The sequence below is a fragment of the Fructilactobacillus sp. X1R3C1 genome (assembly GCF_059901545.1).
The window spans coordinates 122,359-138,730 of sequence record NZ_JBWXUT010000004.1; the positions used below are offsets into that span (position 1 = coordinate 122,359).

Annotated in this window: 14 protein-coding genes and 1 pseudogene; 9 read left to right on the forward strand and 6 right to left on the reverse strand. The window is 43.2% G+C overall.

Annotated elements, in window-relative coordinates; translation table 11 throughout:
• Positions 1-324 precede the first annotated feature (324 nt).
• The 3 genes and pseudogenes from AC6UD8_RS05520 (at position 325) to AC6UD8_RS05530 (ending at position 2,547) form a co-directional block, all read left to right on the forward strand.
• Positions 325-1,341 (forward strand): zinc-dependent alcohol dehydrogenase family protein, encoded by a 1,017-nt coding sequence (locus AC6UD8_RS05520; RefSeq protein WP_500696010.1) that lies wholly within the window; start codon positions 325-327, stop codon positions 1,339-1,341.
• Between the two features lie 18 nt (positions 1,342-1,359).
• Positions 1,360-2,082, forward strand: a pseudogene (locus AC6UD8_RS05525) (DUF6198 family protein); the annotation flags it as partial.
• 72 nt (positions 2,083-2,154) lie between these two features.
• Entirely contained in the window at positions 2,155-2,547 is a 393-nt protein-coding gene (locus AC6UD8_RS05530; protein ID WP_500696009.1) for a VOC family protein, read from the forward strand.
• Positions 2,548-2,641: 94 nt separating this feature from the next.
• On the opposite strand, the gene AC6UD8_RS05535 is transcribed toward AC6UD8_RS05530, so the two are convergent.
• Positions 2,642-5,416, reverse strand: coding sequence for a cation-translocating P-type ATPase (locus tag AC6UD8_RS05535; RefSeq protein ID WP_500699767.1), 2,775 nt, complete (start codon positions 5,414-5,416; stop codon positions 2,642-2,644).
• Between the two features lie 262 nt (positions 5,417-5,678).
• Between AC6UD8_RS05535 and AC6UD8_RS05540 the strand changes: the two genes are divergently transcribed.
• On the forward strand, positions 5,679-6,587 hold the full coding sequence (locus AC6UD8_RS05540) for an alpha/beta hydrolase fold domain-containing protein (RefSeq protein ID WP_500699740.1): 909 nt from the start codon (positions 5,679-5,681) through the stop codon (positions 6,585-6,587).
• Positions 6,588-6,606: 19 nt separating this feature from the next.
• Here AC6UD8_RS05540 and AC6UD8_RS05545 read toward each other — a convergent pair whose 3' ends face one another.
• The 3 genes from AC6UD8_RS05545 to AC6UD8_RS05555 form a co-directional block, all read right to left on the reverse strand.
• Positions 6,607-7,200: a cadmium resistance transporter gene (locus tag AC6UD8_RS05545; RefSeq protein WP_500699741.1), complete on the reverse strand. Its 594-nt coding sequence runs from the start codon at positions 7,198-7,200 to the stop codon at positions 6,607-6,609.
• A gap of 11 nt (positions 7,201-7,211) precedes the next feature.
• Positions 7,212-7,727, reverse strand: coding sequence for a hypothetical protein (locus AC6UD8_RS05550; RefSeq protein ID WP_500699742.1), 516 nt, complete (start codon positions 7,725-7,727; stop codon positions 7,212-7,214).
• Positions 7,728-7,870: 143 nt separating this feature from the next.
• The gene (locus tag AC6UD8_RS05555; protein WP_500699743.1) at positions 7,871-9,058 is read right to left on the reverse strand and encodes a multidrug effflux MFS transporter; all 1,188 of its coding nucleotides are present in this window, start codon (positions 9,056-9,058) and stop codon (positions 7,871-7,873) included.
• Positions 9,059-9,219: 161 nt separating this feature from the next.
• Here AC6UD8_RS05555 and lepB point away from each other — a divergent pair, with 161 nt between their 5' ends.
• The 4 genes from lepB to AC6UD8_RS05575 all read left to right on the forward strand — a co-directional run bounded on the left by lepB (position 9,220) and on the right by AC6UD8_RS05575 (position 13,026).
• The gene (gene lepB, locus AC6UD8_RS05560) at positions 9,220-9,822 is read left to right on the forward strand and encodes a signal peptidase I (RefSeq protein ID WP_500699744.1); all 603 of its coding nucleotides are present in this window, start codon (positions 9,220-9,222) and stop codon (positions 9,820-9,822) included.
• 75 nt (positions 9,823-9,897) lie between these two features.
• Complete coding sequence (locus tag AC6UD8_RS05565) at positions 9,898-10,992, forward strand: hypothetical protein (protein ID WP_500699745.1); 1,095 nt, start codon at positions 9,898-9,900, stop codon at positions 10,990-10,992.
• A gap of 76 nt (positions 10,993-11,068) precedes the next feature.
• Positions 11,069-12,394 (forward strand): C1 family peptidase, encoded by a 1,326-nt coding sequence (locus tag AC6UD8_RS05570; RefSeq protein WP_500699746.1) that lies wholly within the window; start codon positions 11,069-11,071, stop codon positions 12,392-12,394.
• Positions 12,395-12,834: 440 nt separating this feature from the next.
• Positions 12,835-13,026, forward strand: a complete 192-nt coding sequence (locus AC6UD8_RS05575) for a hypothetical protein (RefSeq protein ID WP_500694254.1) — start codon at positions 12,835-12,837, stop codon at positions 13,024-13,026.
• A 65-nt stretch (positions 13,027-13,091) separates the two neighbouring features.
• Here the strand turns inward: AC6UD8_RS05575 and AC6UD8_RS05580 are convergent, their stop codons facing one another.
• Positions 13,092-13,256, reverse strand: a complete 165-nt coding sequence (locus tag AC6UD8_RS05580) for a hypothetical protein (protein WP_500695894.1) — start codon at positions 13,254-13,256, stop codon at positions 13,092-13,094.
• Between the two features lie 113 nt (positions 13,257-13,369).
• Here AC6UD8_RS05580 and cls point away from each other — a divergent pair, with 113 nt between their 5' ends.
• Positions 13,370-14,842 carry a cardiolipin synthase gene (gene cls, locus AC6UD8_RS05585; protein ID WP_500695893.1) on the forward strand — a complete coding sequence of 491 codons (1,473 nt, stop codon included), beginning with the start codon at positions 13,370-13,372 and terminating at the stop codon, positions 14,840-14,842.
• 96 nt (positions 14,843-14,938) lie between these two features.
• Here the strand turns inward: cls and AC6UD8_RS05590 are convergent, their stop codons facing one another.
• Complete coding sequence (locus AC6UD8_RS05590) at positions 14,939-16,363, reverse strand: NAD-dependent succinate-semialdehyde dehydrogenase (protein ID WP_500699747.1); 1,425 nt, start codon at positions 16,361-16,363, stop codon at positions 14,939-14,941.
• Positions 16,364-16,372: the final 9 nt, after the last annotated feature.

Below are 16,372 nucleotides of genomic sequence, written 5' to 3' on the forward strand. Positions count from 1 at the left end.
ATTTTATTTCCGAACAATTCGTGTTATTTTCATTTTTATTTCGTTTTATCAAAACAATTATTGTGAAATTATTATTTATATTAATTTATTTCAGAATAAAATGAGAATCAAAATGATTTGAAATATTGATCTTAGTATATTTGCTGATTCAGAAGCGCTTGTGAAGTTGTTATTTATTGCCATGCCAATAGTGTAAGCGGTTGCATTATTAAAATTCCGAGTATATATTGAATGTGTAAATAAAAACAAGCGCTTATTTTACTTACTATTAATTAATACTAAATTTAACATGATAAAAAGAGGCTATTTATTATGAACGATAAAATGAATGCTTTAGTAATGACTGCCAAACAAAAGATGAAGATGGAGCAGATTGACACTCCAACTCCTAAAGACGATGAAGTTTTGGTTGAAACGGCCTATGCCGGAATCTGTGGGACTGATAATGGGCTGTTCAACGGACTCCCAGGCTCCACTGACGCTACCCCACCAATCGTGTTAGGTCACGAAAATTCTGGGATTGTTGCCGCCGTTGGTAAAAACGTCCAAGAATTTAAAAAGGGTGATCGGGTGGCCGTTGACCCCAATATTTATTGTGACAAGTGTTTCTATTGTCGAACTGGTCGTTATGAACTCTGTGACAACTTGTCAGCCATTGGAGTAACTCGTAATGGCGGACTTGCTCAATACTTTACAGCACCTGAAAAAGTGGTTTACAAGTTACCAGATTCAGTCTCACTTCAAGCTGCATGTTCACTTGAACCAATCTCTTGTGTGGTTCACGCAATGAAGATTACCGAGAACATTACCCCTTACCAACACGCTTTAATCATTGGTGATGGTTTCATGGCTCGTCTGTTTGCTCAGATCCTGCGTGACTACGGGATTCAACGAATTGATTTAGCCGGGATTCTAGACGACTCAGTGCTTGACCGTTTGAAGTCTGAATTAAAGTTAGACAACGTGATTAACACGACGAAGACCCCGATTAAAGAAAATTATGACTTTGTGGTTGAAGCCGTTGGTCGTCCTGAGACTCAAGAAGAAGCTGCTGAGCACACCAACAAAGGTGCTCAAGTGCTGATGTTTGGAGTCGGTAAACCTGATCAGACCTTCTCAATGAATACTTACAACGTCTTTAAGAAACAGTTAACGATTAAGGGATCGATTATTAATCCTCATGCCTTTGAAGATGCGATTGCTTTACTGGCATCTGGTGCCGTTAAGACCACTCCGTTCCAGGATAATATTTTAAAGCTTGACGAAGTTGAAGGAGTTCTAAATCACACGACCCCTAAGATGGGGAAGTCGATTGTCGCAGTTAACCCAGAACTTAAATAGAAAAATGTGGTGATTGTTATGACTGCAAAGAAAACACCACGAACGATTTCGATGAGTGCTTCGATTATTTATTTTATTATTTCAATCATCATCAATTCACTTGGAAACGTTCTGACGTTGGTCACCAGTGCCAAGGTGGTTCCCCAGTTTTTGGGGTCCGCGTACTGGACGGCGGCCGAAACCAACTTTAGTATTGCGATTCATTGGAATCTTTTTTGGACTTTCGTCTTGATCGGAGTTGCCATCATCATCTTGAATGCGCTTTTGCTTGGAAAATGGGACTGGGGCAGAGCCATTGGAAACATGATTTTCATGATTCCGTTTTCCTGGTTAGTTCAGGTGTTCTATGATCTTTTGACCGAGATTATCAAGTTACCGGAGGCCCGTTCGTTGGGCTTAATCACCGTTTACGTGCTGGTCAACTTTATCGGAGTTGCATTTATTGCGATTGGAATTTCGATTTATCAACGGGTCAACCTGGTCTTACACCCAAATGACGATCTAATGCAGATCCTACGTTTCAAGTATTTTAAGGGGAACGCCGCTGAAGCAATGTGGGCTTCATACATCCCACCGACTGTTATCGGAATAATTGCGATTTTGATCACACATCGAATTGAATACTATGGGATTGGAACGATTTTTGCCTTTCTTTTCCAGGGTGGCATTACCGGAATTGCCGATAAGGTCGTCTTTCCAAGCCTCAAGCACCAAGCGTTAGATACGTCTAATGGCATAGAGGATTCAACGGTGGCAACTGATGTTGATAATGATGACCACCAATTATCGCATAATAAAAAGGGGAGTAAGAAAATGAATATTAGTGATTACTTTACTGGTCTTCAACACGTAGGAATTCCTACCAAAGACCTTAACAAAACCATTCAGTACTATGAAAAACTTGGATTTAAAAAGATTGGCGATTTCCCAAATGGTAACATTCACTGTGCCTTTATGAAGTACGACAACCTCACCCTTGAAATTTGGGAAGGCGAGCCAACCAACCCGGTTGATGGCGCGATTAACCACTTTGCCTTAAATACCACTGACATTGAAAGTGCCTTTAAGGCCGCTAAAGAAATGGGACTGAACGTCGATGATGATCAAATTCAATACATTGGGGCGTACTGGACAAAGGGAATTAAATTCTTTAACGTCTATGGTCCTAACCACGAACGTATTGAATTTTGTCAGATTCTGAAGTAACGATTGATTGCCATTAAATTATTAAAACCTCAATTTTTAAAACCCATACCAAAAAGGGGATGTTGAACAATTTGTTCAGCATCCTCTTTTAATTTTATAGGGCTTTTTCTAATTTTTGTAGGTGAGACATGTGTTGGTTGAACTTGTTATGGATGTGTCGTCTTACGAAGTACTTTCTGACCTCATCGATTAGAACCAGTGGAATTGGGATGGCAATCAGATAGATCCAGTCACTGACACCAATTGCAGCGGTTCCAAAGACACCTTGAAGGAACGGAACGTAGATTAGAAGGGTGATTAGGACAATCTGAAAGGCAATGCCCCACATGATGCGGTGGTTACTAAAGATCCCAATTTTAAATAGGGAAGTCGAATCGGTTCGACAGTTAAGGACGGCAGCGATTTGACAGAAGCCGATGGCAGCTAGCGTCATGGTAGTGGCTTCGGCGTAAAACGTGCCACTGCCAGCTAGCGGAATCTTGGGCCAACCGTGTTGGTAGTTGGCAAAGAAGTAACCGCCAGTTGACAAGATAGACGCAAATAGTCCGTACCAACCAAACGCTTTGATAATAAGTCCCTTGTTTAACAGGTGCGAGCTTCTTGAACGTGGTGGCCGTTTCATGATTCCCGGTTCACTCTTTTCGGTTCCAAGTCCCAGAGCTGGCAGGAGATCAGTCCCCAGGTCAACGGTTAAAATCTCCATAACCGTCAGTGGGAGTGGAATGGCACCGTTTGAGATTAGGAATAGAATTGATGGAAAGGCTTCGGCCATATTACTGTTCAAGATGTAAAGGAGGAACTTCTGGATGTTGCTGTAGACGGTTCGACCTTCTTCAATGGCAGAAACGATGGAGGCAAAGTTGTCGTCGGTTAAAATCATGTCGGCGGCATCCTTGGCGACGTCGGTTCCGTTAACCCCCATGGCGATGCCGATGTTAGCTTTCTTTAGAGCTGGAGCGTCGTTGACACCGTCACCAGTAGCGGCAACCACGTCACCGTTTTTTTGACACATGGAGACGATTCGATACTTGTCTTCCGGAGCCACCCTGGCAAAGATGACTTCACCCTTGACGGCTTCTTGAAGTTGATCGTCTGACATCTTGGTTAATTCTTCTCCGGTGATGACCCGCGCCTTGTTAGAGGTAATGCCGATTTGGACGGCAACACTCTTGGCGGTTAAGGAACTGTCACCGGTGACCATGATGATCCGAATGTTGGCACTATTACATTTCTTGACGGCGTCAAAGATTTCCTCTCGTGGGGGATCGGACATGACGGCTAGACCAACAAACGCGAGGTTCTTTTCGGTGTTGTCAATCGTGGCTTGTTTCGGATCATCGGTGTCGTCATCGCGGTAAGCAAAAGCGAGTGAACGCAGTCCTTGTTTAGCGTAGTCGGCATTAGCTTGGTTAATCTTTTGCCTGTCAGTTGCGGTGATGGGGCGCACCTGACCGTTTACTAGGATTTTGTCACAAATCGAAAGAATGTTATCAAGGGCACCTTTAGTGTAAATGACGTTACTGCCGTCTGGCGCCGTCTTTTGAATCGTGGTCATGCGGCGCCGATTGGCGTCAAATGGAAGTTCTTTCAGCCTCGGAGTTTGTTTGGCCGAGTCATCGCGGTTTAAACCAGCCTTGTCGGTCAAGATGTTCAATCCGGCTTCGGTTGGAGTTCCTAAAATTGACGGAGCTTTCTTGTTGTCCTGGTCGTACTTAATGGCCGTGTCATTATTTAACAGGGCAATCTTTAACAAAAGGTTCAAATCCGGTTCGTCAGCGAGATTGACATTTTTGCCGTTGAACTGGATTTTGCCGTTGTTGAAATACCCCGTTCCGGTAACGGTGTACTCCTTGTCTGGAAGCCAAACGTGGTTGACCGTCATCTGATTTTGGGTCAGCGTTCCGGTCTTATCAGAACAGATGACGTTGGTTTCACCCAAGGTCTCAACGCTGTCTAAGTCTTTTAAAAGGGCGTGGCGTTTGGCCATGACCTGGGTGCCATGGGCTAGAGACAACGTGACGGTCGGAAGGAGTCCCTCCGGTATGAAGGCCACGATCATTCCCAGTGCGAAGATAAACGACTTGGCAAGCGGGTAATGAACAAAGTAAATTGCCAGGATAAAGAACGTAATTCCAATCGCAAAAGCAATAATGGAAATTTGACGGGTCAAACGGTTCAATTCCTTAGTAAGTGGTGAGTCCGTCTTCTTCTGGTTTTGCGTCAGGCTGGCAATCTTACCAAATTCGGTGTTCATCCCGGTCTTAACGGCTAAGACGGTCGCCGTTCCGTTAGTGACAACGGTCCCAGCGTAGACTACGTTACTGATGGCAAACTTTCCGTCACCATGTTGGTACTTATTGTTCTTATCAACCGGAAGTGATTCACCGGTTAGAGCGGATTCGTCCACCTGTAGTGATGAAGAATGGACCACGACTCCATCAACTGGGATGGCGTTACCGGCTTGTAGTTGTAGTAGGTCGCCGGCGACAATCCCATCAGCGTTGATTTGAACTGATTTCCCGTTTCTGATGACATTGACGTAGGTTGGCAGTAGATTACTAAGGGCGTCGGTGGCCTTTTTGGCTGCATGTTCCTCCCAAAATGAGAAGAGACCATTAATAATGTTGACTGCCCAAATTGCGATTCCAAGGTCGACGGTTCCTGCCAGAATGGCAATCACACCACTGACCCACAGCAGCATGGCCATTAGTGAAGTGAAGTTTTTAAGGAAGGCGATTAAAACCGATTCCTGCTTACCTTTCTTGATGACGTTGGCTCCGTTTTTTTGTAACTTTTGTTTGGCTTCGCTGGTACTTAGACCCTTGGTGCTTGACGTGTCTAACGTGCTAGTGAGATCTGACAATGGCATTTTGGCGTAATCATCGTCAGTTAGAATTTTGTTATCCAATGTTTCTCACCCCTTTTTCCAAATATCGTTTAGAATGTGCTTCTAAACAACCGTGGCCTGATTTTAGCCTCTTTTTTAAAAAAAGCAATAGAAAAAACTGACTTTTGTAAAATAAATTAATTTAGCCTGAGTCAGGGCGAAACCATCACGATTAAGTAGGAATAATTGCCGCTCTTTCGCTTTTGAATTATCATAAAATTAACTACTTCAAAGGAGTCTTAAAATGGTTAAATTCATTGAACGTGAACATAAATTTTCACCAGCTGATTCTGACTTCGTGGACCGCAAGTTCATCGATGTGGCCTATGCGGATGGAGAACGACACAAGCTTGACGTTTACCTTCCAAATGAAAAGCGCGGCCGTTACCCGGTCATCATTGATGTGCATGGCGGCGGAATGTACTTCGGACAGAAGAGTTCCTTTAAATTAAACGGCGCTTTGGAACTGTTAAAGCGCGGTTACGCGGTTGTCAGTCCCAATTACTCACTTAGTTACATGAAACCATTTCCCACCGCAATCTACGAATTAAAAGCCGTGGTGCGCTTCGTGAAAGCTCACGCTGATAGTTATCACTTTGATAGTAACGCAGTTTTCATGATGGGTGAATCATCAGGGGCTCAATTAGCGATGTTACTGGCAGCTTCTGAAGCCAGTGGCCACCTTGAAAGTGATTTTGGTAGTCATTTTGACTATTCAAGTCAGGTTGATGGCGTGATTTCTTCGTACGGATTGTACGAAATGGACCTTTTAAAGCCGGAGTTTGAGGCACTCGGTCAAAAGCCCAATTTTTATGAAACCGGTGACGCCGACTCTTTTGAGGGTGCCATGCTGGGATTTCACCGACCGATTGACGTTCCTGATTTAGTTGCCGAGGCCAATCCGGTGACGTACCTAAATGAAGCAATGGTTCCGGCGCTTCTGTACGCGGGAACCGGTGACCGAGTTGTTCCTTACGTTCAGACGATTAACATGGCGGCCGAACTCATCAAGTTCATTGGCAAACAGAACGTTGAGGTTCACATTGTTGACGGCGTTCCCCATGGTCCAAGTGGTTTTATGAATGAGACCGTGTTTGACCAGAAGGATCAATTCATGAAACGAGTTATGAAACAAAAGGAAAAGGCATCCTAGTGGGATGCCTTTTTGTTAATTAATGAAAGAAATGGGCAATCGTTCCGTTTTGAACTAAAACGGAGACTCCCAAAAGAATGTACACGATTGATGACAGGTAACGGCCGTATTTTCCTAACAGCTTCTTGATGGGCTGGTTATCCTCAATGAGGATGGCACAGAAGAAAAAGATGACCGCCATGATGAGCATGGTGATGAGTGCTAGGAGTAGTTCTAAGTTAGTTTTGCGAATGAAGATAGGTATGAAGACGGCGACGTTATCAGCACCACACGCGGTAATGGTAATCGCCACGACTTTCATCACAATTTTGAATTTTGATCCATTACTGGTACTGATGTCACTACTAGAGTGGGGTTTGGGTGGAAATAACTCCTTAATTCCGAATAAAATGGGGAAGATCCCAAGAAGACCCAGAATCCACATCTGGGGGACGGCTCCGAGAATTCGCGCAATTATCATTGGCAGTAGGGTTAATCCCACCGTTCCAATTAAGTCACCGGTTAGGACTAACTTGGGATTCCTGTATGCTCCTAACAAGAGGACTAAGACGAGTAAGTAATCCAGATTGGTTGAAAAATAAGCCACGATTGAGCTGAAAATAATTTCGATCATTGGTTCACTCCTTAAAATGCTCGAACGGCAATGACGATGCCATCAGCGACGAAGAACAAGGCCAATAAGATGACCATTTCTGAGGTGGAGACAAATGACAGAATGGTGAGGGCAACTGAAACGATGATGCCCAACATCCCGAGGCCAATCACGACTGCGTGGTACCACTTCCGAACCTTAGGGATGAATTTGACCGTTAAAAGTTCGGTGAGGGAGTCCACGATTATCCAGGTAAATATTAAGATCAGGACCACGTGAAAGTTTAGTAACTGATGAAAAAACAAGATGATACTGATTACGAGTTCAATCGTTCCCGTTACAATTAGGGTCTTATTAATCACATTGAAATAGTTGGACAATTCGTAGTACAGGACGTAACGGTAAATTCCGGCAAGTAGGGTTCCAAGTGCCATAATGGTAATTAAAGAGCCAATTGGTCGGATAAATAGGAGGAACGCAACAAATAAAAAGTAGAGTCCGACTACAAGTGAGAAGGAGTCGAAGCGTTTGTTTTTGGTGGTGAGCATGGGGGTGTTCTCCTTATTGATAGAATAAATCTGCAGAAAACTTGCAGAAAAGATGATGTAAAAACGTTGATTTGATAGTCTTTGTGTACTTGATGGTGCTAAAAACATGCAGAAAACCTGCAGAAAAAATTAATGATTTTGCTTTATTTTCTCACAGTTTTTGGTCTGACCAACAATAAGTTAAACAGAATCATGGCAATTAAAATGATGAGTCCCATTGGCAAATACGTATTTTCACCCATGATACCAACGAGTGGTGAAACAATTCCACCCATGGCGTTTTGCGTTAGACCCACAAGAGCTGAGGCACTGCCGGCGTTCTTACTGGCAGCGTTCATGGCGACGGTCGTGGATAACGTCAGCATGGCACCGATAAAGATGAGAATGATGAAGACTAGGATAATAACCACTAACAGGTTTTTAAACCAGATGGCACTGAGGATGAGGATAAAACTAGTAATGACGGTAGCTTTAATGAACCATTTTAATAGGGTGATGGAGTCGGTTTTCATTACCAAACGACCCGGCAACGCACTACCAATCCCAATGGCAATTCCGTTTATGGCGTATAAGAAGCTAAATTCGGTGACTGACATGTGGAACTGACTCTGAAAGACAAAGGAAGAGGAAGAGATGTAGCTAAATAGCGACCCGTAAACCAGTCCGGTTGCGAGCACCAGGCGGAGAAACTTTGGATCCTTTAGTAGGTAAAACATCTGCACTTCGGATTGAAAAAGGGAACCGGTGCTGCGGTTTTCGGGCGTCAAAGTTTCGGGGATGCCAAAGAGGCACATGAAAACGATGACGATTCCGATCACCCCTAAGATGAGGAAGATTCCCTGCCAGTCGGTAATTTTGATGATTAAACCACCAAAGATGGGAGCAATAATGGGGAAGATGCCGTTAACAGCGGTCAATAGTGAATAAAAACGGGTCAGGATTTTTCCTGAAAACATGTCACGAGCGACGGCTCTAGAAATGACCTGACCGGTTGCTCCAGCGATTCCTTGAATGAGTCTTAAAGTGATTAAGGCATAGATATTGGGAATGAACGCGATCATTGCAGATGAGACACTAAATAGGATAAAACCGATGATTAGTAGTGGTTTTCTACCATAATGGTCACTTAAGGGGCCGATGATGACTTGTCCAACCGCCAGGCCAATCAGACAAGCAGTGATACTTAGTTGCATCATGGAGGCGTTGGTGTGAAACGTTGCCATCATCTGTGGAAGCGCCGGCATGTATAGGTCCATTGAGAGTGGACCAGTTGCGCTCACGATCCCAAGGAGGACCGCTAACCAAATGACATGACTTTTCTTTGTTTCCATTTTTTCATCCCTAGTAAAAAATTTGCGATCAATGACGCACTAATTGCTATTATAAGGTATACTTACTAAATATATAAAGGAAATTTTCGGGATGGATTTCATCCCTGACAAATCATTAGTGATAGAATAAAATTATACATAATGATTGAGGAGAATCTGAAATGAAATTTTTTAAGAGCGTCATGAGTTGGGTGATTCCGATTGTGATTGGACTGATCCTAGCCTTAATAATCAGACAATATCTATTTACGCTGGCCAAGGTTGATGGACCGTCGATGCAGCCGAACCTTGAAAATGGAGAACGAATCATGGTCTTCAGACAGGCGAAGATTAAGCATCGAAGTGTCGTTGTATTTAATGCGGCAGGGGAGGATCCCACTGCTGCCCCGAACACCGACTACGTTAAGCGGGTGATTGGACTTCCTGGTGACACCGTTGCCTTTAAGGGTGGCAGTATCTACGTTAACAACAAGAAGGTTAACCAGGATTACATCAGTAAGAGTCAGCAGCAACAGGGAACTTACTACAACCGGATGCCTGGTGACTGGGATCTAACTAGTTTATCCAAGAACTGGCCTAAAAATAAGGGTGCCGTTAAAGTACCTAAAGGTGAGTACTTCGTTCTAGGTGATCACCGGAGCGTCTCAAACGATAGCCGTTACTGGGGCTTTGTTCCAAAGAAGAAGGTCGTTGGGGTTGTCAAGACCTTCCCATGGAGTACCACCAAGCAAAAGCGGTATAATATTAATGAATTAGGATATTAAATCAATAAAAGCTCATCATATTTATGATGAGCTTTTTATTTAAATTAATTTTTGGGGGATTATTTGGGGGATTATATGAAGGGATTGATGAAGAAGCTTTTATTTGTGATGTGTCTGCTTTTTGTTGGATTGGTCGTCATTTTTTACCTTTTAGAATTTATGAAATCAAATCAAAATGAGACCCAATCATCAAAACAAGCACACGCCTATCAGGTAGTTGACAACAAGGATTACTCACGGGGCTATTATCCATACGAATCGGCCTATAAACCCGATGAGAACTATCCGAACACTTTACATACGATTCGGGGTGACGGTCATTCTGACTTTGTTACCCAATACTTTTTACCTACTTATACCAGTAGACACGCGCGTTTGAACGACCGCAATCACCGGCTGATGCGTAATCCACAGAGTGTGGTGCTACACGGACAGTATGCGTACGTTATGTACACCTTCTACGGTGGCTCCAACACCGGGTTCGTGGTGCGCTATGATTTAAAAAAGCTAAACGAACTGGGATTTGACTTGCCAGGCTACATGGGGAAGTTTCGTCATAGTAAGACCGAATTGGCCGCCATCAAGGTTGGGCCCGTCTTTCACACGGGACACGGGCAGTCGATGGCCTATAACCCTAAGAATAAACAGATGTGGTTTATCAACCAGAATGGGTTTAAGCCGGTTGTCCAACGTCTGAACATGGACACCTTAAAGCCAGAACAAAAAGTCAGAGCACGGGTTCAGTCGACCATTCCTGGTAAGGTTCCAATGGGAATGGTCCTCGCCTTTGATAAAACTGGTCGGGCGTATTTTTACAGCATTACTCATCACGGCATCGCTCCAAGGGGAGCCGTCAAGATTTATCGCGGTCAGATTAACGAACGGGGAGCTAAGTTCAAACTAATTCCGCAGTTAATCCGACACGCTCCTGGCATTGTACCCCAGTCACTGGCATATAACGGTCAGAATAATAACCTTTACCTCGTTTCTAATGGTGGGGTCATGCGAATTCCGGTCAATAAGTTAGGCCACCTCAAGACCAGCGACATCCGGACGATTATTACCGACGGTCACCGCGAGTTTGAGGGACTGTCGTTTGAAAACGGGAAGGGCATGCTACTGGTAAACCGAGGTCCCGAACTGATGCGGATGACGAATCCTAATTTTTAGTCCCTTCGCTTGTAAAACGATTAGTTGAGACTTAGAATTACAATTAACTAATTAATCGAAAGAAAGGACAAAAATAATGACAGAATTTAACCACCCAATTACACCAGATGACGTTGATCAAATGCAGGCCGATCTGGAAGTGCAACCAAAAAATGAAGTGATCTCACGGGCCATCATGACCAACGGGATTGATAAAGCTTCTGAAGATCCTAAGACCGCAGTCCGCTTAAACCGCACCTTTTCAATTGACATTGATACGGGAACGGTTTCTAATCAGAAACACAGTGGCCGCTGTTGGCTATTTTCATTGTTAAACACCTTGAGACATAAGTTTGCGGTCAAGTACAACAAGAAAGACTTTGAGTTATCCCAAAACTACCTGTTCTTCTGGGACAAGATTGAACGGGCTAACATGTTTTACGACCGGATGATTGCACTGGCCGATCGTAAAACGAGTGACCGGGACGTTGACTTTTACTTGAGCATGCCGGGTGAAGACGGTGGCCAATGGGCCATGGCTGCGGCACTGGTCCAAAAGTACGGCGTTATGCCCAAAGAGGCTTTTCCAGAAACGGCCGTCACCGATGACACCACTGATTACGATGAAGTGATGGACAGAAAGTTACGTCACGACGGGATGGTCCTCAGAGACTTGGTTAATTCTGATGCCTCAGACGACGATATCAACCAAATGAAACAGAAGATGATGACAGAGGTCTACCGAATGACCGCCTATTCGTTTGGTGTTCCACCAAAGACTTTTGACCTTGAATATCGTGATGACGATAAGAAATATCATTTGGATCAGGGTTTGACTCCCAAACAGTTTTACGACAAGTACATCGGCGTTGACTTAAACGATTATGTCGTTTTAACCAACTCACCTGACAAGAAAATGGATGAGATGTATTCCCTTCCAAGTCAGAACAACGTTGAGGGTGGCATGCCAATTGAGTTCTTAAACGCCCCAATGGACGAACTAAAGGAAGCCGCCATTAAGCAACTTAAAGATGGCGAGACCGTTTGGTTTGGAAATGACGTCTTGCATCAAATGAACCGACAAAAGGGTTACTTGGATAGCAAACTCTACCGTCAATCTGCCTTATTTGATGTAAACATGACCATGACTAAGGCTGAACGCCTCAAGTACCACGAAGCTGAAGTTTCCCACGCCATGACGTTGACCGGTGTTGATTTAATCAACGACGTTCCAACGAAATGGAAAGTTGAAAACAGTTGGGGCAAGAAGGTGGGAGACGACGGCTACTTCGCGATGACCGATGAATGGATGCAGGATTTCGTTTACGAAGTGGTTGTTAAGAAGAGTTATTTAAAGCACACCCAAAAAGAGGTCTTGAAGAAGGCCCCAATCAAGTTGGATCCATGGGACTCATTACAATAAAAATTGATTTAACACCCTTCCGATGTGGAGGGTGTTTTTTATGGATTATTTTATTCCATATGATAATATATAATTATAAAAAAGCAGTCGCATTGATATACAGCTGCCAGTACAATGGCTTCATACTTTAATGAATCGTTATTGGGATGCATGGCTAGGACAGTTATTGATCACAAAATGTTATTGGTAAAAACACGTAAATGTTCCACTTTTGGTTTTAACGTAAGTTCGTTTCACAGTAGGTTACCTCTTTTTTTAGATTTACATTCGTTGTTTTGGCATGAAAAAAGTGTTTGTGACATTATACACTATTACAATCCATTTAACAGCGGGTTAAAATTCCAAAACACCGCTACTAAGCGGTAGACACCGATTTATATTGCTTGTATAATTTGTATCAATAATTATTAAACAAGCAGTAGAATAGGTGGGAGAGTAAGATGAAGTGGTTTTTAAAAATTGGATTGTACGTCGTTGAATTTATGATATTTGGATCGTTATCTTTGGTACTAATTAGTCTCCCCATCGATTACTTTCCGATGCTAATACTGCTTTTCTCCAGTTTGGCATTCTTGTTAATCATTAATCAACGTGTTCAGAGTACAATTAATCATCATTATCGATATAAATGAACAAATAATAAAAAGTGTTCCGTAGTTGTGAACGATGTTTACTAATCGCCAACTATGAAACACTTTTATTTTTTCAAAAACAATTGATAAACTAAGATCGCGATTACTATGGCGGCAAAGACCACGGTTGCGACCTGCGGATTGGCAATCAGGGCGTTGACTAATCGATGAAGAATCGAAAAACTGTGTACACCATGTAGTCCGAGGACAAAGTAAGAATTCATTTTCATCACCTGCTATTTCATGCGAAGTACATATTATTTTAATCCATCGTTAGCAAAAAAGTAAGCAAAGTCTTTTAAAATTATGTATTATAGACGTATAAAACCTAGGAGGATCTACAATGGCAATTGATTGGATGTTAATTTGGCACATTATCGTCATCGGTAATGCGATTTTTGCGATTATTACCGTGTTCAGGCAACCACGAGACATCGCCGCAACGTGGGCATGGCTTTTAGTACTGGTATTTCTACCATTACTAGGTTTCATTATCTACGCTTTCTTTGGGAGAAAACTACCTAAGAGTAAGTTCTTCCGGTTAAAGGGTAGCGTGAAAAAACACGTGAGACATGAACTTAGTGAAGAAAAAGCAATGCTTAAAAAGCCGAAAGATGCTGACACACCATCGAAACAGATTGCGTGGGAGTCGGCTAACATGGTTCGCATGTTTATGAATTCTGATACGTCCCCACTCTATGACAACAACAAAATCGACGTTTTCACTAATGGCGACAAGTTGATGGATCAGATGTTTTCTGACATTAAGAACGCGAAAAGTTCCATTAACCTTGAATTCTATACTTTTTATGCTGATAAAATTGGTAAAAAGGTCTTAGCGGCATTGGTTGAGAAGGCCAAAGAGGGCGTTGACGTCCGGGTCATCTATGACTCATGGGGTTCGATGGGGACCACGCAGAAATTCTTTAAACCGCTGTTTGAAGCGGGTGGCCATGCTTACCCCTTTCTACACACCCATTCTAATTTCTTTGATTTTCGGGTTAACTTTCGAGATCACCACAAGATTTTAGTGATTGATGGTGAGCATGCTTACGTCGGTGGCTTTAACATCGGCGACCAGTACATGGGTTGGAGTAAGAAGTTTGGGAATTGGCAGGACTGTTCAATTCGAATTCACGGAAACGCCATTTATGGACTCCAGTCCCAGTTTATTTTGGATTGGAACGCCACTGATGGGAAACTCCAAATTAATCCCAACAACCCAGAAATGATCAAGAAGTACTATCCAATCATTCATACCGACGGCGAAGCGGTGATGCAGATTGTTTCCAGCGGTCCTGATACCAGTATGGAACAGATTAAGATTGGCTACATTAAGATGATTGAAATGGCCAAACACAAGGTCCAGATTACTACGCCATATTTAATCCCTGACCCATCGGTCTTAGACGCCCTGAAGATTGCGTCCATGTCGGGCGTTGACGTCCAAATCATCGTGCCAGACATGCCAGATCATCCGTTCGTATACCGTGCCACCCAGTACTATGCACGGCAGTTAACCAAACTGGGGGTCAAAGTCTACTACTACAATAACGGCTTTATGCACGCTAAAACGGTGGTAGTTGATGATAAAATTGTCTCAGTTGGGTCCGCTAACATGGATTATCGTAGTTTTAAACTAAACTTCGAGATTAATTCGTTTACCTATGATGAAGCATTTGGAAAACAAATGGGAGCAATTTTTGAAGAGGACTTGAAGAATAGTACCCTTCAAACAACAAAGATGTTTGAATCAGAGTCATGGTGGTTAAACTTCAAGCAACATTTTAGCCGCTTGTTAGCCCCAATTCTCTAACGTTCAAATTTAAAAATAAAGAAGAGCCTAGATCATTTAATCTAGGCTCTTCTTTATTAAAAAGGATGAATTATTTAAGTTCATTCTTAGTTTGATTTATTTTTCTGGGTCAGTGGCAACCAGTGCACCTGCCAGGTTATGCATATCTGGTTCTTGAGCGGTAACGATCAATTGTTGATTGACGAATGCCATTTGTCCAATGTCACTCATTTCTCTACCATAACCAGAACCTTTTACACCACCGAATGGCAATGCTGGAAGGGAAGCGAGGAAGTTGTTAACAAAGACCATCCCGGTTTCAATCTGGTCGGCAACCTTGGCGCCGTGTTGGGGATCGCCAGAGAAGACGATTCCACCTAGTCCATAAGGGTTGTCGTTTGCAAGATCAATGGCTTCTTGTTCACTGTGGGCCTTGTAGACCGAAGCAACTGGACCAAAGAATTCAGTGGTGTAACCAGGGTTAGACTTGTCGATGTCGGTAAGAATGGTTGGCATGAAGAATTGACCTGGGAGATCAACTGGTTCATTGCCATAGACTACCTTAGCGCCGGCTTTAATGGTGGCATCAACTTGGGATTGAAGTTTGTCCTTAGCCTTCTTGGAATTCATTGGAGCAAGCGTTGTGGATGGGTCCATTGGATCGCCCATTTTAACCTTACTGAAGTCTTCCTTTAATTTCTCAACAAACTTGTCGTAGACGTTGTCCATGACGATGAAACGTTTGTCAGAGCAGCAGACCTGACCGTCGTTATAGAGACGAACCCGCCAAGCAATGTCTTCCGCTTTGTCTAAATCAGCGTCATCTAGAATCAGGAATGGATCCATTCCACCCAGTTCCATTGAGTTTTTCTTGAGGTTCTTACCAGCAGCCTCAGCGACTGAAGATCCACCTCGTTCGGAGCCAGTTAGTGCTACTCCTTGAACCCGTTTGTCTTCGATGGCTTTTGTGACCTGGTCGTATGATAGGAACATATTGGTTAAAGCGCCCTTTGGTGCCCCAGCCTTTCTGATCACGTCCGCAAATGATTGAGCTGAGTCTGGGATGTTTGAAGCATCCTTTAAAATCATTGGGTTTCCGACCATAAAGTTGGGAGCGAAGACTCGCATGATCTGGTAATAAGGGAAGTTCCAAGGTTCAACCATTACAAGTGTTCCAAGGGCATGGTAGTGAACCTCGGCCTCACCAGTTACAATTGATGAAATGGCCTTTGGTTGAAGTAATTCTTCACTATGATCGGCGAACCAATCCGCAATAATTGCGCAAAGCTCAACTTCACCTTGGGATTCGCGGAATAACTTTCCCATTTCAATGGTGGCGGTTTTAGCTAGATCGTCCTTGTTGTCACGCAAAGCTTTAGCAACGTTGTGAAGGATTTTAGCTCGTTCTTTGATGTCTTGTTTTTTAGTACTTTGATAAAGAGCCTCGTCAGTTTTAAGCACCTGCTCTAATTCTGCGTCGGTAGCGTTTGGATAAGTCTTAATTGTTTCGTTGTTAAATGGATTTACAGTCTTGTATGCCATAATAACTCT

Coding starts and splice junctions, on each gene's coding strand:
- AC6UD8_RS05520 (WP_500696010.1), top strand. CDS start 325: ATGAATGCTTTAGTAATGACTGCCAAACAAAAGATGAAGATGGAGCAG.
- AC6UD8_RS05530 (WP_500696009.1), top strand. CDS start 2,155: ATGAATATTAGTGATTACTTTACTGGTCTTCAACACGTAGGAATTCCT.
- AC6UD8_RS05535 (WP_500699767.1), bottom strand. CDS start 5,416: ATGCCATTGTCAGATCTCACTAGCACGTTAGACACGTCAAGCACCAAG.
- AC6UD8_RS05540 (WP_500699740.1), top strand. CDS start 5,679: ATGGTTAAATTCATTGAACGTGAACATAAATTTTCACCAGCTGATTCT.
- AC6UD8_RS05545 (WP_500699741.1), bottom strand. CDS start 7,200: ATGATCGAAATTATTTTCAGCTCAATCGTGGCTTATTTTTCAACCAAT.
- AC6UD8_RS05550 (WP_500699742.1), bottom strand. CDS start 7,727: ATGCTCACCACCAAAAACAAACGCTTCGACTCCTTCTCACTTGTAGTC.
- AC6UD8_RS05555 (WP_500699743.1), bottom strand. CDS start 9,058: ATGGAAACAAAGAAAAGTCATGTCATTTGGTTAGCGGTCCTCCTTGGG.
- lepB (WP_500699744.1), top strand. CDS start 9,220: ATGAAATTTTTTAAGAGCGTCATGAGTTGGGTGATTCCGATTGTGATT.
- AC6UD8_RS05565 (WP_500699745.1), top strand. CDS start 9,898: ATGAAGGGATTGATGAAGAAGCTTTTATTTGTGATGTGTCTGCTTTTT.
- AC6UD8_RS05570 (WP_500699746.1), top strand. CDS start 11,069: ATGACAGAATTTAACCACCCAATTACACCAGATGACGTTGATCAAATG.
- AC6UD8_RS05575 (WP_500694254.1), top strand. CDS start 12,835: ATGAAGTGGTTTTTAAAAATTGGATTGTACGTCGTTGAATTTATGATA.
- AC6UD8_RS05580 (WP_500695894.1), bottom strand. CDS start 13,256: ATGAAAATGAATTCTTACTTTGTCCTCGGACTACATGGTGTACACAGT.
- cls (WP_500695893.1), top strand. CDS start 13,370: ATGGCAATTGATTGGATGTTAATTTGGCACATTATCGTCATCGGTAAT.
- AC6UD8_RS05590 (WP_500699747.1), bottom strand. CDS start 16,363: ATGGCATACAAGACTGTAAATCCATTTAACAACGAAACAATTAAGACT.